A 16,717-nucleotide genomic window follows, 5' to 3' on the forward strand; every position below is an offset into this window, starting at 1 on the left:
CGTCACTTGGAGACGTTGACGGCCGGCGCGTCGTCGCCCAGGAGCTTGCCGTCCGAGGTCTCGAACTGCCGCTTGAAGGCCGTGATGGCGTCGGCGATCGACTGCAGGGTGTCGTCCGACATCTTGCCGCCCTCGGCGATGGAGGTGAGGAGCTCCTTGCGCTCGCGGCGCAGGTGCTCCAGCAGCTCCGACTCGAAGCGGCGGATGTCGTTGACCGGGACGTCGTCCATCTTGCCGGTGGTACCGGCCCAGACGGAGACGACCTGCTCCTCGACCGGCATCGGCTGGTACTGGCCCTGCTTCAGCAGCTCGACCATGCGCTTGCCGCGCTCCAGCGAGGCCTTCGAGGCCGCGTCCAGGTCGGAACCGAAGGCGGCGAACGCCTCCAGCTCGCGGTACTGGGCGAGGTCCACGCGAAGCCGGCCGGAGACCTGCTTCATGGCCTTGTGCTGGGCCGAGCCACCGACGCGGGAGACCGAGATACCGACGTTCAGGGCCGGGCGCTGGCCGGCGTTGAACAGGTCGGACTCCAGGAAGCACTGGCCGTCGGTGATGGAGATGACGTTGGTCGGGATGAACGCCGACACGTCGTTCGCCTTGGTCTCGACGATCGGCAGACCGGTCATCGAACCGGCGCCCATGTCGTCGGAGAGCTTGGCGCAGCGCTCCAGCAGACGCGAGTGCAGGTAGAAGACGTCGCCCGGGTAGGCCTCGCGGCCCGGCGGGCGGCGCAGCAGCAGCGACACGGCGCGGTAGGCGTCGGCCTGCTTCGACAGGTCGTCGAAGATGATCAGGACGTGCTTGCCGGCGTACATCCAGTGCTGGCCGATGGCGGAACCGGTGTACGGCGCCAGGTACTTGAAGCCGGCCGGGTCGGACGCCGGGGCGGCGACGATCGTCGTGTACTCGAGCGCGCCGGCCTCTTCCAGGGCGCCGCGAACGGACGCGATGGTCGAGCCCTTCTGGCCGATGGCGACGTAGATGCAGCGGACCTGCTTGTTCACGTCGCCCGAGCGCCAGTTGTCGCGCTGGTTGATGATCGTGTCGACGGCCAGCGCGGTCTTGCCGGTCTGGCGGTCGCCGATGATCAGCTGACGCTGGCCGCGGCCGATCGGCACCATGGCGTCGACGGCCTTGTAGCCGGTCTGCATCGGCTCGTGGACCGACTTGCGGACCATGACGCCCGGGGCCTGCAGTTCGAGGGCGCGGCGGCCCTCGGTCGCGATCTCGCCGAGACCGTCGATCGGGTTGCCGAGCGGGTCGACAACGCGGCCGAGGTAGCCCTCGCCGACGCCCACCGAGAGGACCTCGCCGGTGCGCTGCACCGGCTGACCCTCCTCGATGCCGTTGAATTCGCCGAGGACGATCGCACCGATCTCGCGCTCCTCGAGGTTGAGGGCGAGACCGAGGGTGCCGTCCTCGAACTTCAGCAGCTCGTTCGCCATGGCGGAGGGCAGACCCTCCACCTTCGCGATGCCGTCGCCGGCAACGCTGACCGTTCCGACCTCCTCGCGCGAGGCCGCGTCCGGCTGGTACGACTGGACGAAGTTCTCCAGTGCGTCCCGGATCTCCTCCGGCCGGATCGTGAGCTCCGCCATCTGGGTTCCCTGCTCTCCTTGTTGGGCCTGAAGCTTCTTAGGGGGTCTGGGGGCGACCCCCAGGAATCTTCTGCAAGTTCTGCACGGCCCAACCGGGCCGCTGTGTTGCCTGTGTGGTTGGTGACGCTGCCGAGGCAGGTCAGCCGGCCAGTCGCCGGCTCGCCTCGTCGAGACGCTGCGCGATGGTGCCGTCGATGACCTCGTCGCCGACCCGCACCGAGATCCCGCCGAGGACCGTCGGGTCCACGTCGAGGTTCAGGTGCATCTGGCGGCCGTACACCTTCGCCAGAGCGGCGCCGAGGCGCTGCTTCTGTACGTCGGTCAGCGGCACCGCCGAGGTGACCACGGCGACCATCCGCTGCCGGCGCTCCGCGGCGAGCTTGGAGAGGGACTCCAGTCCCGCTTCCAGGCTACGTCCACGCGGCTTGGTCACCAGACGGGTGACGAGCCGCTCGGTGACCGGGTTGGCCTTGCCGCCGAGCAGGCTGCGCAGCAGCTCGCCCTTGGCGGCCTCGGTGGCGCCGCGGTGGGTCAGCGCGGAGCGCAGGTCGGCGTTGGAGGTGACGATCCGGCCGAACCGGAACAGCTCGTCCTCCACGTCGTCCAGCGCGCCCGCCTGCTGCGCCGCGGTGAGGTCGGCGGTGCTCGCCAGGTCCTCCAGCGCGTCCACCAGGTCGCGAGAGCGCGACCAGCGGGCGCGGACCATGCCGCTCACCAGGTCGGTGCTCTCGCCGCCGACCTGGCCGGCGAGGAGGCGTCCGGCCAGCTCGGCCTTGGCCTCGGCGGGCTGCGACGGGTCGGTGAGGACCCGGCGCAGCGACACCTCGCGGTCGAGCAGCGCGGTGACGGCCGCCAGCTCCCCGGCGAGCTTCGCCGCGTCGACGGACGTGTGGTCCATCAGCGCGTCGAGACGCTCGCGCGCGGCAGCCAGTGCCTCGCGGCTCGCTCCGTTCATCGCGTGGCCTCGGCCTTCGAAGCGCTGTCCTCAAGACCCTCGAGGAAGCGGTCGATGGTGCGGCTCTGCCGGGCGTGGTCCTCCAGGGACTCGCCGACGAGCTTGCCGGCCAAGTCGGTGGCGAGCTTGCCGACGTCCTGGCGGAGCGCGTGCGCGGCAGCCTTGCGGTCGGCCTCGATCTGAGCGTGACCGGCAGCGATGATCTCCTCACGCTGCCGCTGGCCTTCCGCCCTCATCTCCTGGATGAGCGCGGTGCCCTGCTCGGTCGCCTCCTGGCGCAGGCGGGCGGCCTCGTGGCGGGCCTCGGCGAGCTGGGCCTTGTACTGCTCCAGCACGCTCTGAGCCTCGGTCTGCGCGGCCTCGGCCTTCTCGATACCGCCCTCGATGGCTTCGCGGCGCTCCTCCAGCGTCTTGTTGATACGCGGAAGCAGCTTCGTGGCGAAGACGAAGAAGACGATGGCGAAGGCGATGGCGCCGACGAGCAGCTCGGGGCCCGCGGGTACGAGCGGGTTCTGCTCTTCCTCGGCCGCGAGTGCAGCCAGGTTGGCGATCACATCAGTGCCTTTCGTCGATGCGTGTCAGTAATCGGTGCTTACTTACCGAACACGAACGGCATAACGATGCCGATGAGGGCGAGCGCCTCACAGAAGGCGAAGCCCAGGATCTGGTTGGCGCGGATCAGACCGGCGGCCTCGGGCTGACGAGCCATGGCCTGGGTGCCGTTACCGAAGATGATGCCGACGCCGACGCCGGGGCCGATCGCGGCGAGGCCGTAGCCGATCGAGCCGAGCGAGCCGGTGACTTCGGAAGCAGCGAGGATCTGGGACATGCCAGTTCTTCCTTCTCTTTCATGGACCGGTGGGGGTTGGCCACCGGACGACTGGGGGGTTGCGGGGCGGACCAGGGCTCAGTGGTGCTCGGCCAGAGCGCCCTGGAGGTACGAGCAGGCCAGCAGCACGAAGACGTACGCCTGGACGGCCTGCACGAAAAGCTCGAAGAGGATCATGACGATGGTCATGACGAACGAGACACCGGCGGCCGGGATCATGTAGCTGTTCATCAGGTACCAGGAGGCGACCGTGAACATGACCAGCATCAGGTGACCGGCGAACATGTTGGCGAACAGTCGCACCGCGTGCGTGAACGGCCGGACGAACAGGTTCGAGAGGAACTCGATGGTCATGACGAGCGGCAGCACGCCGCCGAGCGACTTGTCGTACCCGGTGATGTTCTTCAGGCCGCCGACGAAGCCGTGACGCTTGAACGTCACGCTCACCCAGAGGACCCACACGAGGGCGGCGAGCACCATCGGGAAGGCGATGACCGAGGACACCGGGAACTGCGCCAGCGGAATCACGGACCAGATGTTCATGATCCAGATGAAGAAGAACAGCGAGACCATCAGGGGGACGTACTTCTCGCCCTCCCGCTTGCCGAGCGTCTCGTACACGATGTTGCGGCGTACGAAGTCGTAGCCGGCCTCGCCGACCATCTGGAGCTTGCCCGGGACCACCTTGGCCTTGCCGAAGGCCGCCCAGAAGAAGCTGCTGATGAGCACCGTGGTGATGAGCGCGAGCAGCATCACCTTGTTGAACTCGTAGCCGCTGACGGTGAAGAGCGGCTTGAAGAGGAAGGAGTGCAGGCCCGGAGCCGGAAAGCCACAGCCGTTGTCGGACAGGATGCGGCAGTTCCAGTCGAAGGCGAGCTGGGTCTGGTCAGCACTCACCGCGGGCTCCTTCAGCGTGGCGCATAGGTACGGCAACCTCGTTGTGTCGGCGCGGCGCGCAGCCGCGGTTCGGCACTGGACTGGTGTTACGGATGATGGGGCGGCGGTCGGGCATCATGCCTCGCGTTCGAGCAGGCGTCAGCTCAGATGCCCGCGCCCGCAGTGCCGCAGTTGGCACCGGACGATAGCAGGGTCTCGAACTCGCATTTATTCCGCCCCTACCTTTCACGACGAAGACCCGGATTTCTGGGGCTTCTGAGCCTCCGAATCCGGCTCGACGTAAAGGATCTTGGCCTTCATGTGCGCACGTGCCTGCATGCCGATCCAGACGAGGGTCAGCGCGACGAGGGTGGCGGCGAATGCCTTGGGGTTGAACAGCGTCGTGTCCTTGAAGACCGCGACGAAGATGAAGAGCAACAGCAGTTGGGCCGTGTACAGCATCAACCCCATGGCCTGGAACAGGTGGGGCAGGTTCTTCGCCGTACGTTCCAGGACGAGCAGCCCGACGCCCATGAAGCCGATGACCACGACCGTCGCGAGTGCGGCGCCCACGGCCCCCTTGCCACCCGCGACCCCGGCGCTGACGGCGACGGCGATCGCGCCGGCGGCAGCGGTGGGCAGGGCGGTCCGAAGGAGGGTGCGGGCGTCGTTGGACGGCATGGCGGCAGCTCCGCTTACTGGTGGGGGCAGGGTGTCGTCATGGACGAGCGTAGGCCCCGGCCGAGGGTGTCCCTCGGGCCAATGGGCCGTCGCACTACGGTCCTTCGGCTCTGTTGCCGGGTCTCGTGAACGGTATCACAAACTATTTGATGAGGTCTTTACCAAGATGGTGTGCTGCCCGTCACACATGAGAGTGAACGCGCGCGCATGTGCAAGAATGACGGCGACTTGTCTGGTATTGGGATCCGATGCGGCAATTCGTCAGCGCGAGGCGCCGGTCTTCCGCCGGTCGGGGAAGCGCGAACGGGGGCCGACGGCGGTCGCCCCGTTGACGCCGGAGACGCCCGCGACGACGGGAGCGCGCTTCCCGTCCTCGCCGTCCGCTCCCCCGTCGGCCCCACCCGCCTCATCGGCCTCCCCGGCCACCACCGCCCCGGCGGGCCGCCCGCGGCGCCGGTAGCGCGGCGGGACGAACGCCTCGGCCCAGCGCGGGGCGCGCGGGGTGAACCGCGGGAGCAGCAGCAGGACCAGACCGACCGCGCTCAGCGCCACGATCACGAAGACGATCCACATCGACGCCGAGTGCACCGAGTACGCCAGCGTCCCGAAGGCGATCAGCGCCGCCCAGAAATACATGATCAGCACCGCGCGGCTGTGGCTGTGGCCGATCTCCAGGAGCCGGTGGTGCAGATGGCCGCGGTCGGCGGCGAACGGCGACTGGCCCTTCCAGGTGCGCCGCACGATCGCGAGCACCAGGTCGGCCATCGGGATGGCGATGATGGTCAGCGGCATCAGCAGCGGGATGAAGACCGGGAGCATCGCGTGGGTCGCCTCGCGCTCACTGCCGCTGAGGCTGAGGTTCATCCGCAGCGCGTCCGGGTCGACCTGCCCGGTGATGGAGATCGCCCCGGCGGCGAGGACGAGCCCGATGAGCATCGAGCCCGAGTCGCCCATGAAGATCCGCGCGGGGTGCATGTTGTGCGGCAGGAAGCCCAGGCACATCCCCATCAGGATGGCGGCGAAGAGGGTGGCCGGGGCCGCGGCCTCGATGCCGTACCCGAACCAGATCCGGTACGCGTACATGAAGAACGCCGCGGCGGCGATGCACACCATGCCGGCGGCGAGCCCGTCCAGGCCGTCCACGAAGTTCACCGCGTTGATGGTGATCACCACCAGGGCGACCGTGAGCAGCGTGCCCTGCCAGGAGGTGAGCGAGACCGCGCCGACGCCCGGGATGGGCAGCCACAGGATCGTCAGACCCTGGACGACCATCACACCGGCGGCGATCATCTGGCCGCCGAGCTTGATCAGGGCGTCGATCTCGAACTTGTCGTCCAGGACGCCGATGATCCAGATCAGCGCGGCGCCGGAGAGCAGCGCGCGCGGTTCGTTGGAGCGCTCGAAGACGCCGTTGAGGCTGTCGAGGTGGTCGGCGACGAGCAGGCCCGCGCACAATCCGCCGAACAGGGCGATACCGCCGAGCCGCGGCGTCGGTTCGCGGTGCACGTCCCGGGCGCGGATCGCCGGCATCGCGCCGGCCGCGATGGCGAACTTCCGCACCGGCCCGGTCAGCAGGTAGGTCACCGCGGCCGTGACGCAGAGCGTCAGCAGGTATTCACGCACGGGCTGCCCCAGAGGTATCGCTGGCCATCTCAGCCCCACACACTAGCTTCGCGCTTCCATGGTTGAGGACACGCGGGTACACGAGATGGTTGCAGACGACCCCCTCTAGTGGGGATAGGGGGGAAATCTCCCTGCCAGCTCCCGCACTTCGGCCCGCACCCCGGCGAGGCCGTCGGCGCCGGTGTCCTCGCGCAGCGCCGCGGAGAAGAGCACCGCGAGCCGGGCCATCTCCGCCTCGCCCATCCCCTGGGTGGTCACCGCGGCCGTTCCGAGCCGGATGCCGCGCGCTCCGTCGTAGGGCAGGGCGCAGGCGTCCAGGACGATCCCCGCGCCCGCCAGACGGCCCCTGGCGGCCCGTCCGTCCATCCCCAGGGGGCCCGGGTCGGCCAGGACGATGTGGGTGTCGGTGCCGCCGGTGACGACGGAGAACCCCTCGGCGGCGAGCCCGGCCGCGAGCACGCGCGCGTTGGCGACCACCTGATGGGCATACCCCGTGAACGCGGGAGCGGCCGCCTCCCCGAACGCGACCGCCTTCGCGGCGATGGTGTGCATCTGGGCGCCGCCCTGGGTGAACGGGAAGACCGCCCGGTCGATGCGGGACGCCAGCTCCGCGCCGCACAGCAGCATTCCGCCGCGCGGCCCGCGCAGCACCTTGTGGGTGGTCGCGCACACCACGTCCGCGTACGGGACGGGGCTGGGCGCCGCTCCCCCGGCCACCAGGCCCATGGGGTGCGCCGCGTCCGCGACGAGGTGGGCGCCCACCGAGTCCGCGATCTCGCGGAAGGCCGCGTAGTCGGGGTGGCGCGGGTAGCAGATCGAGCCGCAGACGATCGCCTTGGGGCGGTGGCGCTCGGCCAGCGCCGCGACCTCCTCGTAGTCGATGAGGCCGGTCTCCGCGTCGACGCCGTAGCCCACGAAGTCGAACCACCGGCCGGAGAAGTTGGCGGGCGAGCCGTGGGTGAGGTGTCCCCCGTACGGGAGACCCATGGCGAGCACGGTGTCACCCGGGCGCAGGAGCGCCGCGTAGGCCGCGAGCACCGCCGAGGACCCGGAGTGCGGCTGTACGTTGGCGTGCTCGGCCCCGAAGAGCGCTCTGGCCCGGTCCACGGCGATCCGCTCGGCCACGTCGACGAGTTCGCAGCCGCCGTGGTGGCGGGCGCCGGGGTAGCCCTCGGCGTACTTGTTGCCGAGCGGGGAGCCGAGGGCGGCGAGCACGGCGGGCGAGGCGAAGTTCTCGGCGGCGATGAGCTGGAGCGAGGTGGCCTGCCGCCGCACCTCGCCGAGCAGGACGTCGGCGATCTCGGGGTCCTGCCTCCGCAGGGCGTCGAGCGCCCTCTCGGGGGCGGCCGCGCGGGCGGCGGACACGGCTGCGGTGGTGACCGTCATCGGGGTCTCCGGGCCTGACAGGGAGTGGTTGTGAGGCGTCAGATCCAATGTAGGCCGACGCGCCCCCCGGCGCCCGGCGGATTCCCGTCAGCCCTGGTGGCCCGCCGGGGCCGTCAGTGCGGCGCGGCCACGCCCGTCAGGGCCGTCACCACCGGCTCCAGGGCCGTGTTGATCTCGTCCCCGATCGAGCGGAAGAAGGTGATCGGGGCTCCGTAGGGGTCGTTGACCTCGTCCGCCTCCGCGCTCGGCGCCAGCAGCCAGCCGCGCAGGGCCGCGGCAGCGCGGACCAGGGCGCGGGCGCGCTCGACCATGCCGGCCTCGTCGGGGTCCGGCAGGGTCGTGGGGTCTATGGCGCGCACCAGCCGGGTGAACTCCTTCAGCGTGAAGGTGCGCAGCCCCGCCGAATGGCCCATGGAGATGACCTGGGCGCGGTGGTCGCGGGTGGCCGTGAGGACCAGGTCCGCGGTGATGACGTGCTCGTCCAGGAGTTCGCGCCCGGTGAAGCCCGAGGCGTCCGCGCCGAAGTCCGCGAGGACGGCCGCCGCGTTGGCCTCCATCGGGGCGCCCTCGTGGCCCCAGGTGCCCGCGCTCTCCACGATCAGGCCGCCGGTGTACGGGTCGCGCAGACGGTCGTACAGGGCATGCCGGGTCAGCCGCTCGGTGATGGGCGAGCGGCACACGTTGCCGGTGCTGACGTGGAGGATGCGGAAAGTGGTGCCGGTGAGCCCGGTGCCTATGCCACGCCCCGTCTCCGGGGCTGTCAATTCGCCACCTCGAGGTCGGGTACCACCTTGCGCAGCTCGTCGGCGTCGAGCGCGCCCGCGCGCAGCAGCACCGGCACCTTCCCCGTGACGTCGACGATCGACGACGGGACGATGCCCGGCGTGGGGCCGCCGTCCAGGTACACCGAGACGGAGTCGCCCAGCATCTCCTGCGCGGCGTCGCAGTCCTCGGGCGAGGGGTGCCCGGTGAGGTTGGCGGAGGAGACGGCCATCGGGCCGACCTCGGTGAGCAGCTCGATGGCGACCGGGTGCAGCGGCATCCGGATGGCGACCGTGCCCCGGGTGTCGCCGAGGTCCCACTGGAGCGAGGGCTGGTGCTTGGCGACGATCGTCAGGGCGCCCGGCCAGAACGCGTCGACAAGCTCCCACGCCTGCTCGGAGAAGTCCGTGACCAGCCCGTGCAGCGTGTTCGGCGACCCGATCAGGACGGGGGTGGGCATGTTGCGCCCGCGGCCCTTGGCGTCCAGCAGGGAGGCGACGGCCTCGGCGCTGAACGCGTCGGCGCCGATGCCGTAGACGGTGTCCGTCGGCAGGACGACGAGTTCGCCGCGGCGTACCGCGGAGGCGGCCTCGCGCAGACCGGTCGTGCGGTCGGTCGCGTCGTTGCAGTCGTATCGCCGAGCCATTTAACGGGCCTCCTCGTACACGTACGCGGTCATGGAGCGGTAAGGGGTCGAGACGGTCACGGCAGCGCCTTGCGGGCCGTGGCGAAGCGCGGACGGTTGTTCAGGTCCGGGTGGTCGGCCGCGTCCGCCCAGCCGGCCTCCTCGTTGAAGATCCACGGCACCTGGCCGCCCTGGGTGTCGGCGTGCTCGACGACGACGAGGCCGCCGGGCCGCAGCAGCCGGTGGGCGGTGCGCTCGATGCCCCGGATCGTGTCGAGGCCGTCCTCGCCGGAGAAGAGGGCGAGCTCGGGGTCGTGGTCCCGGGCCTCGGGGGCGACATACTCCCACTCGGTGAGCGGGATGTACGGCGGGTTGGAGATGACCAGGTCGACCTGGCCGTCCAGCTCGGGCAGCGCGGTCAGGGCGTCGCCCTGGTGCAGCACGACGCGCGAGCCCTCCACGTTCTTGCGGGTCCAGGTCAGGGCGTCCTCGGACAGCTCCACGGCGTGCACCCGCGAGCGGGGCACCTCCTGGGCCATGGCCAGCGCGATCGCTCCGGAGCCGGTGCACAGGTCGACGATGAGCGGCTCGACCACGTCCATGGCCCGCACGGCGTCTATGGCCCAGCCGACGACCGACTCGGTCTCGGGGCGCGGCACGAAGACGCCGGGGCCGACCTGGAGCTCCAGATAGCGGAAGAACGCCCGCCCGGTGATGTGCTGGAGCGGCTCGCGCGCCTCACGGCGGGCGATGGCCTCCCAGTAGCGGGCGTCGAAGTCGGCGTCCTTGACCAGGTGCAGCTCGCCCCGCTTCACGCCGTGGATGTGCGCGGCGAGCTCCTCCGCGTCGAAGCGCGGCGAGGGCACGCCGGCGTCGGCCAGCCGCTGGGTGGCCTGGGCCACCTCCGCGAGCAGCACACTGCGGGGGCCTGGGGTTCGCCCCCCAGAATGTTGCGGCACGCTGGTCCTCCGGGCTGCAATGGGCCTCCCCCGCCCGGCGGTCGCGGCGGGGGAAGTACCGGGTGTCTTACGGGTGTCAGCTCGCCGCGGCGAGCTTGGCTGCGGAGTCGGCGTCGACGCACGCCTGGATCATCGCGTCCAGGTCGCCGTCGAGCACCTGGTCCAAGTTGTACGCCTTGAAGCCGACGCGGTGGTCCGAGATGCGGTTCTCGGGATAGTTGTACGTGCGGATCTTCTCGGAGCGGTCCACGGTACGCACCTGGCTGCGCCGGACGTCGGCGGCCTCGGCCTCGGCCTTCTCCTGGGCCGCGGCCAGCAGCCGGGAGCGCAGGATGCGCATGGCCTGCTCCTTGTTCTGGAGCTGGCTCTTCTCGTTCTGGCAGGAGGCGACGACACCGGTCGGCAGGTGCGTGATGCGCACGGCGGAGTCGGTGGTGTTGACGGACTGGCCGCCGGGGCCGGACGAGCGGTACACGTCGATGCGCAGGTCGTTCATGTTGATCTCGACGTCCACCTCCTCGGCCTCGGGCGTGACGAGCACACCGGCGGCGGAGGTGTGGATGCGGCCCTGCGACTCGGTGGCGGGCACGCGCTGCACGCGGTGCACCCCGCCCTCGTACTTCAGCCGCGCCCAGACGCCCTGGCCGGGCTCGGTGGCGCCGTTGCCGCCCTTGGTCTTCACCGCGACCTGGACGTCCTTGTAGCCGCCCTGGTCGGACTCGGTGGCGTCGATGATCTCGGTCTTCCAGCCCACGCGCTCGGCGTAGCGCAGATACATCCGCAGCAGGTCGCCGGCGAACAGGGCCGACTCGTCGCCGCCCGCGCCCGCCTTGATCTCCAGCAGGACGTCCTTGTCGTCGCTGGGGTCGCGCGGGACCAGGAGCAGGCGCAGCCGCTCCGTCAGCTCCTCGCGCTGCTTCTCCAGCTCCTTGACCTCGGCCGCGAAGTCGGGGTCGTCGACCGCGAACTCCTTGGCCGTCTCGATGTCCTCGCCCGCCTGCTTCCAGGAGCGGTAGGTCCCGACGATCGGCGTCAGTTCGGCGTAGCGCTTGTTGAGCTTGCGCGCGTTCGCCTGGTCGGCGTGGACCGAAGGGTCGGCGAGCTTCTTCTCCAGATCGGCGTGCTCGCCGATCAGTTCCTCGACCGCCTCGAACATCGGGGGCTCCTGGGTATACGTGAAAAGGGGCTGCGGGCAACGGCAAAACGCCGGTCCCAGCCGCCCCCTCGGGGGCGGCCGAAGACCGGCGCAGTGGCTCGCTACTTCTTGGCGGCAGCAGCCTTGCCGAAGCGGGCCTCGAAGCGGGCCACGCGGCCACCGGTGTCGAGGATCTTCTGCTTGCCCGTGTAGAACGGGTGGCACTCGGAGCAGACCTCGGCACGGATGGTGCCCTCGGCCAGGGTGCTACGGGTGGTGAACGACGCGCCACAGGTGCAGCTGACCTGCGTCTCGACGTACTCGGGGTGGATGTCGCGCTTCAAGGTGTCTCCTATGTTCATGGAGGGCACCGGGTCGTCCGCGCGGGGATGCGCGCACGTGAACCGGGGCCGACGTACCAGTCTGCCAGGACTGGGCACATCTCCCAAAACCGGGGTGGCCCCCGATCTATTCCACGCCCCGGCCGACCGGACGAAAGCGCAGGTCAGCCGGTTTTGACCACGCCGCCGACGTCACCCTTGTCACCCGCGGAGTCCCGGGTGGCGGAGGCCGGGACCGGCTGGTCCCGCAGCAGGGCGTCCCAGACCTCCTTGGAGTGGGCCTCCTGCGGCAGTACGCGGTTGAGGTCGGCCGGGTCGTACATCACCGGCAGGGTGATCATGTGGACGTCGTCGGCGCCCAGGCCCTTGAGACCGTTGCCGAAGCCGATCAGCTTGTTGATCGAGTTCAGGTCGGAGTCGGTGGTGATGGCCTTGGTGGCGGCGTCCGCGAGCCCGTAGAGCTTGGTGGGGCTGGTGAAGACGCCGACGCCCTTGACGCGCTCGATCAGCGCCTTGATGAAGGCCTGCTGGAGCTGGATGCGGCCGAGGTCGGAGCCGTCGCCCACGCCGTGCCGGGTGCGCACCAGGCCGAGCGCCTGCTCGCCGTCGAGGGTGTGCCGGCCGGGCGGCAGGTCCAGATGGCTCTTGCTGTCCTTGATCGGCTTCGCGGTGGTGACGGGCACCCCGCCGAGCTCGTCGATGAGCTTCTTGAAGCCGGTGAAGTCGACCTCGATGTAGTGGTCCATCCGGATGCCGGACATCTGCTCGACGGTCTTGACCGCACAGGCCGGGCCGCCGACCTCGTACGCGGTGTTGAACATCCGGCGCTTGCCGCCGGGGTCGTCCTTGCCGTCCGTGGTGGCGCAGGAGGGCCGCGTGACGAGGGTGTCACGGGGGATGGAGACGACACTGGCCGTCTTGTGGCCCTCGTAGACGTGGACGACCATCGCGGTGTCGGAGCGGGCTCCGCCGTCGTCCTGGCCGTAACTCTTGTTGGCCCCGGCCCGGGAGTCGGAGCCGAGGACGAGGATGTCCATGGATCCGTTGTCCACGTCCTGGGGGCGGTCGGTGCCGAGCTGGGCGTTGATGTCGACGCCCTTGATGTTGCCGTTCAGCTTGAAGTACACGTAGCCGACGCCGGCTCCGCCGACCAGGACCACGCCCGCCGCGGACCAGGCCGCGATCTTCACCGCGCGGCGGCGCGGGGCCGGGCGCTTGCGGCGCCGGCCGCGGCCACCGCCGGATATTCGGGCGCTGCCGCTCTCGCTCTGGTCGGCCATGGTCTCCTCAGTCCTCGTCGCTGCTCCTGGTGCCCCCCGCCGTGTCTGTCAGGCACGGTTTGTCGACACTTGTCATGACGGAGAAGCACCACGAAGGGTTGCACAGGGTTCTAAGAACCTCTTGAGAACGCCCGGCGCCTGTGGCGAAGCTCTCCGCGCCCCGGATACGCGAAAACGCCCCCGGCACCGAGGTGCCGGGGGCGTTCGCGCAGGTCGCGGCGGTGACGTCAGTCGTTGCCGTTGCCCGGGGTGGTCTTCTGGATCTGGAGCAGGAACTCGGCGTTCGACTTCGTCTGCTTCATCTTGTCCAGGAGCAGCTCGATCGCCTGCTGCTGATCGAGCGCGTGCAGCACCCGGCGCAGCTTCCAGACGACCGCGAGCTCGTCGCTGCCGAGCAGGATCTCTTCCTTGCGGGTGCCGGACGCGTCCACGTCCACCGCCGGGAAGATGCGCTTGTCGGCGAGCTTGCGGTCGAGCTTGAGCTCCATGTTGCCGGTGCCCTTGAACTCCTCGAAGATCACCTCGTCCATGCGCGAGCCGGTCTCCACGAGCGCGGTGGCGAGGATGGTCAGCGAGCCGCCGTCCTCGATGTTGCGCGCGGCGCCGAAGAAGCGCTTGGGCGGGTAGAGCGCCGTCGAGTCGACACCACCGGACAGGATGCGGCCGGAGGCCGGGGCCGCCAGGTTGTACGCACGGCCCAGACGGGTGATCGAGTCGAGCAGCACGACCACGTCGTGGCCGAGCTCCACGAGGCGCTTGGCGCGCTCGATGGCGAGCTCGGCGACCGTGGTGTGGTCCTCGGCCGGACGGTCGAAGGTCGAGGAGATGACCTCGCCCTTGACCGACCGCTGCATGTCGGTGACCTCTTCCGGACGCTCGTCGACCAGGACGACCATCAGGTGGCACTCGGGGTTGTTGTGGGTGATCGCGTTGGCGACCGCCTGCATGATCATGGTCTTGCCGGTCTTCGGCGGGGCCACGATCAGACCGCGCTGGCCCTTGCCGATCGGCGACACGAGGTCGATGATCCGCGTGGTCAGGATGCCCGGGTCGGTCTCCAGACGGAGCCGGTCCTGCGGGTAGAGCGGGGTGAGCTTGTTGAACTCGGGACGGCCGCGGCCGGAGTCGGCCGCCATGCCGTTGGCGGAGTCCAGGCGGACCAGCGCGTTGAACTTCTCGCGGCGCTCGCCGTCCTTGGGCTGACGCACGGCGCCGGTGACGTGGTCACCCTTGCGCAGGCCGTTCTTGCGGACCTGGGCGAGCGAGACGTACACGTCGTTCGGGCCCGGCAGGTAGCCGGAGGTCCGGATGAAGGCGTAGTTGTCGAGGATGTCCAGGATGCCCGCCACGGGGATCAGCACATCGTCGTCGTTGACCTGCGGCTCGGCGCCGAACTCCTCGCGCCCGCCACGACGGCCCCGGCGGTCGCGGTAGCGGCCGCGGCGGCCGCGGCGGCCCTCGTCGTCGAAGTCGTCCTGCGGGCCGTTGTTCTGCTGGCCCTGGTTGCCCTGGCGCTGCTGGCGCTGGCCGCCCTGGCCCTGCTGGTCGTCGCCCTTGCCCCGGCGGTCACCACGGTCGCCCCGGTCGCCCCGGTCCCCGCGCTCGCCCCGGTCACGGTCGCGCTGGCGGCCCTGGCGGTCGCCGCGCTCACCGCGGTCGCGGCGCTCGCGCCGGCCCTCGGCGCCGTCCACGGCCTCGGTGGCCTTGGCCTCGGGCTGGGCGTCCGTCTTCTGCTCGGCGCGGGTGTCCGTCTTGGCCTCGGCCTTGGCGGTCTGCGGCTCGGCGGCGGACTCCGGGGAACCGGCGGCCGCGGTGGCGCGCCGGCGGCGGCGCTCGCCCGCGGGCTGCTCGTCTCCCCCGCCCTCCCGGCCGCGCTCGGCCTGGGGGGCGTCCCCGGCGGGCTGGCCCGGGATCTCGATCTGCTGCTGGGCGGCGGGCTTGCCGTCGGCGTCGTCACCCGTACGGGCCTTGGAGGTGGCGCGGCGCTTGGGCTTGCTCTCGGCCGCGTCGGCGCCCTTGGCCGGGGCGGCGGAGCCGGAACCGGCCTGCGCCTCCTTGATGACCTCGATCAGCTGGCTCTTGCGCATCCGCGCGGTGCCCCTGATGCCGAGGCCGGACGCGACCTGCTGCAGCTCGGCCAGGACCATGCCGTCGAGGCCGGTGCCGGAGCGGCGGCGCCGTGCGGTGGTGCCAGAGGCAGCACCTGCGGCGGGCGCGGCGTCGTCGACAGAAGTGTCGGCTGTCACGCCCATCAGATCGGTGGTGTCGCTCACGAAGGGTCCTTCCCTGGAGCGGACGTCGGCCTGTCTGGCTCGGCGACCGGTTGTGCTGTCCGAACATGGCCCGTGACCTGGGGTCACTGACCGTGCCGGGGCGGTGGTCCGCCGCGTACGGCGGAGAGGTAAACGTGCGTGGGGTCCGGCCCGAGTTCCCCTACTCGGCCCCCTGAGGAAAAGCGGGGGGTGTCGTGCCGGTTCCGGAGCGTGCTCGGAAACTGCTCATGCAGGCTGCGCAGGCGGTTTGGGAGGCTCCCGGAAGAAAGGCGGTCCCTGAAGGGACGAAGCAGCACCGCGCCACCATGACGGCCGATGCAGACTTGAGGTTAACACTACCGGATCCAACAAACATTCCCCCTCTCGTTCACCGGCAAGCCGCGCGTCCCGGCCGGACGGTCCCGGGCCCCGACGGCCTAGGACCCCAGTGGCAGAACACTCGCGCCCGAGGCGTCGAGGCGGAGCCGGTTCGCGGCCCACCCGTCGCCCGCCAGCCGTGCGACCTTGTCGGCCGCACCGTCCTCGACCAGCGCCAGGACCGTGGGTCCCGCGCCGGAGATGACCGCGGGGACGCCGTCCGCGCGCAGCCGGTTGACCAGGGCCACGCTCTCGGGCATGGCCGGTGCCCGGTACTCCTGGTGGAGCCGGTCCTCGGTGGCCGGGAGCAGCAGCTCGGGGCGCCTGGTCAGCGCCTCCACGAGCAGGGCCGCCCGTCCGGCGTTGGCCGCCGCGTCCCCGTGCGGGACGGTGCGCGGCAGCAGCCCCCGCGCGGTCTCCGTCAGCACCGGCCGGCCGGGCACGAAGACCACCGGAACGACGGAGCCGGCGGGGTCCATCCTGATGGCCCGCGCCGCTCCCCCCTCCATCCAGGAGAGCGTGAACCCGCCGAGCAGACAGGCCGCGACGTTGTCCGGGTGGCCCTCGATCTCGGTGGCCAGCTCCAGCAGCGCGGCGTCGTCGAGCCGGGCGTCGCCGCCTATGGTCACCGCGCGCGCGGCGACGATCCCGGCGCAGATGGCGGCCGACGAGGAGCCCAGGCCCCGGCCGTGCGGGATGCGGTTGGCGCAGACGACCTCCAGGCCGCGCGGCTGCCCGCCGAGGAGGTCGAAGGCGGTGCGCAGCGACCGTACGAGGAGGTGGCTCTCGTCGCGGGGCAGCGTGCCCGCGCCCTCGCCCGCGATGTCGATGTGCAGGCCGGAGTCGGCGACGCGGACCACCACGTCGTCGTAGAGCCCCAGTGACAGGCCCAGGGAGTCGAAGCCCGGGCCGAGATTGGCACTGGTGGCGGGGACGCGCACCCGTACGGCGGCGGCGCGGAATGCGGGACCGGCCATCGCTCTGACGACTCTCCTTGTGAGACTGCTGCGGGATGTTCGAAGAGGTACCCAGGAACC

At 70.6% G+C, this 16,717-nt stretch carries 16 protein-coding genes; all 16 read right to left on the reverse strand.

Annotation, left to right across the window (positions count from 1 at the left end):
• Positions 1–2: 2 nt before the first annotated feature.
• On the reverse strand, positions 3–1,598 hold the full coding sequence (gene atpA / locus ACZ4MU_RS04785; protein WP_467870960.1) for a F0F1 ATP synthase subunit alpha: 1,596 nt from the start codon (positions 1,596–1,598) through the stop codon (positions 3–5).
• Positions 1,599–1,737: 139 nt separating this feature from the next.
• The gene (locus tag ACZ4MU_RS04790) at positions 1,738–2,553 is read right to left on the reverse strand and encodes a F0F1 ATP synthase subunit delta (protein WP_467870962.1); all 816 of its coding nucleotides are present in this window, start codon (positions 2,551–2,553) and stop codon (positions 1,738–1,740) included.
• Positions 2,550–3,107, reverse strand: coding sequence for a F0F1 ATP synthase subunit B (locus tag ACZ4MU_RS04795; RefSeq protein WP_358833303.1), 558 nt, complete (start codon positions 3,105–3,107; stop codon positions 2,550–2,552). The genes ACZ4MU_RS04790 and ACZ4MU_RS04795 overlap by 4 nt, the downstream gene beginning before the upstream one ends.
• A gap of 38 nt (positions 3,108–3,145) precedes the next feature.
• Complete coding sequence (atpE, locus tag ACZ4MU_RS04800) at positions 3,146–3,382, reverse strand: ATP synthase F0 subunit C (protein WP_067163944.1); 237 nt, start codon at positions 3,380–3,382, stop codon at positions 3,146–3,148.
• A gap of 78 nt (positions 3,383–3,460) precedes the next feature.
• Positions 3,461–4,231, reverse strand: coding sequence for a F0F1 ATP synthase subunit A (gene atpB, locus ACZ4MU_RS04805; RefSeq protein ID WP_467872210.1), 771 nt, complete (start codon positions 4,229–4,231; stop codon positions 3,461–3,463).
• Between the two features lie 273 nt (positions 4,232–4,504).
• Positions 4,505–4,939: a hypothetical protein gene (locus ACZ4MU_RS04810; RefSeq protein WP_467870964.1), complete on the reverse strand. Its 435-nt coding sequence runs from the start codon at positions 4,937–4,939 to the stop codon at positions 4,505–4,507.
• A gap of 261 nt (positions 4,940–5,200) precedes the next feature.
• Positions 5,201–6,574, reverse strand: coding sequence for an MraY family glycosyltransferase (locus ACZ4MU_RS04815; RefSeq protein WP_467872213.1), 1,374 nt, complete (start codon positions 6,572–6,574; stop codon positions 5,201–5,203).
• 93 nt (positions 6,575–6,667) lie between these two features.
• On the reverse strand, positions 6,668–7,948 hold the full coding sequence (locus tag ACZ4MU_RS04820) for a serine hydroxymethyltransferase (RefSeq protein ID WP_467870966.1): 1,281 nt from the start codon (positions 7,946–7,948) through the stop codon (positions 6,668–6,670).
• A gap of 113 nt (positions 7,949–8,061) precedes the next feature.
• Positions 8,062–8,712 carry an arsenate reductase/protein-tyrosine-phosphatase family protein gene (locus ACZ4MU_RS04825; protein ID WP_467870969.1) on the reverse strand — a complete coding sequence of 217 codons (651 nt, stop codon included), beginning with the start codon at positions 8,710–8,712 and terminating at the stop codon, positions 8,062–8,064.
• On the reverse strand, positions 8,709–9,356 hold the full coding sequence (locus ACZ4MU_RS04830; RefSeq protein WP_365102388.1) for an L-threonylcarbamoyladenylate synthase: 648 nt from the start codon (positions 9,354–9,356) through the stop codon (positions 8,709–8,711). The genes ACZ4MU_RS04825 and ACZ4MU_RS04830 overlap by 4 nt, the downstream gene beginning before the upstream one ends.
• 56 nt (positions 9,357–9,412) lie before the next feature.
• Positions 9,413–10,294, reverse strand: coding sequence for a peptide chain release factor N(5)-glutamine methyltransferase (gene prmC / locus ACZ4MU_RS04835; RefSeq protein ID WP_467870972.1), 882 nt, complete (start codon positions 10,292–10,294; stop codon positions 9,413–9,415).
• 76 nt (positions 10,295–10,370) lie between these two features.
• Positions 10,371–11,450 (reverse strand): peptide chain release factor 1, encoded by a 1,080-nt coding sequence (gene prfA, locus ACZ4MU_RS04840; protein WP_467870974.1) that lies wholly within the window; start codon positions 11,448–11,450, stop codon positions 10,371–10,373.
• A gap of 101 nt (positions 11,451–11,551) precedes the next feature.
• Positions 11,552–11,773 (reverse strand): 50S ribosomal protein L31, encoded by a 222-nt coding sequence (gene rpmE, locus ACZ4MU_RS04845; RefSeq protein WP_101390144.1) that lies wholly within the window; start codon positions 11,771–11,773, stop codon positions 11,552–11,554.
• A gap of 161 nt (positions 11,774–11,934) precedes the next feature.
• A complete protein-coding gene (locus ACZ4MU_RS04850) occupies positions 11,935–13,050 on the reverse strand; it encodes an LCP family protein (protein WP_467870977.1) in 1,116 nt (371 codons plus the stop codon).
• Between the two features lie 227 nt (positions 13,051–13,277).
• Positions 13,278–15,323, reverse strand: a complete 2,046-nt coding sequence (gene rho, locus ACZ4MU_RS04855) for a transcription termination factor Rho (protein ID WP_467870979.1) — start codon at positions 15,321–15,323, stop codon at positions 13,278–13,280.
• 416 nt (positions 15,324–15,739) lie between these two features.
• Positions 15,740–16,657 (reverse strand): homoserine kinase, encoded by a 918-nt coding sequence (thrB, locus tag ACZ4MU_RS04860; protein WP_467870982.1) that lies wholly within the window; start codon positions 16,655–16,657, stop codon positions 15,740–15,742.
• Between the last annotated feature and the right edge of the window lie 60 nt (positions 16,658–16,717).

The sequence above is a fragment of the Streptomyces sp. NPDC026377 genome, from assembly GCF_055567715.1.